Raw genomic sequence first — 817 nt, forward strand, 5'->3', positions numbered from 1 at the left:
GGTGTTGTCACGTTAAGTTGCCCAAGCCGATAATGGGCTGATGCTCTCGGATTTCAGGCAAGGCAGGCCGCACTTTTCCACGCGTCTAACGCTTCGAGGCGATGATAGCGAATTGTTTGTGCGGCACGGCGGTGGGGTGGAACTGAAAAGCGGTTGCGGGTAGCGGAGTGCATGTACACGAACCGTTGCAACGCTCCCGGCGATCGGTGGCCTTGCATGGTTCGCTCCCGTTTTCGAAACGGCAGGTGGCTGTTCTCAGCCCTATTATTGAGGCCCTTGTGCGACCAATGATCGAGGCTGGGTGCTACGTCTGCCTTTGCCGCACCATAGGAGCGAAGTTTATCGGTGACGATCCGTTTGGGAACAAAGCCGTATCGCTTCATCAACGCCACCAGCAGACGCTTTGCCGCTTTTTTGTCACGCCGCTTTTGCAAAATTTCTTCGAGAACGGTGCCATGCTGATCGACCGCACGCCAAAGCCAGAATTTGGTTCCAGCGCATTTCACCACGACTTCGTCCAGATACCAAACATCGCCGGGACGCGCCTGTCGTCGCCGCAAATTGCGAGCGATCTGAGGTCCAAACTTAGTGATCCAGCGACGGACAGTCTCATAGGAAACGTCCATCCCGCGTTCGAGCAGCATTTCCTCAACTGCACGCAGGCTAAGGTTGAACCGCAGGTAAAGCCAAACTGCATGAGCAATGATCTGTGGTGCAAAACGGTAGCGCTTGTAGTTGATATCTGGTGTTTGCATCACCGAAATTTATGTGAAGCCCGACACGCAGGCAACCGTAAACAGCTTAACGTGACAACACC

Annotated in this window: 1 protein-coding gene; it reads right to left on the bottom strand. The window is 54.3% G+C overall.

Features of this window, described 5'->3' with window-relative positions; genetic code table 11:
• Window positions 1–53: 53 nt before the first annotated feature.
• Window positions 54–755: an IS6 family transposase gene (locus OIV19_RS23625; RefSeq protein WP_264234343.1), complete on the bottom strand. Its 702-nt coding sequence runs from the start codon at window positions 753–755 to the stop codon at window positions 54–56.
• Window positions 756–817 lie beyond the last annotated feature (62 nt).

This window comes from Brucella sp. HL-2 (assembly GCF_025846885.2).
GTDB lineage: Bacteria > Pseudomonadota > Alphaproteobacteria > Rhizobiales > Rhizobiaceae > Brucella > Brucella quorumnocens.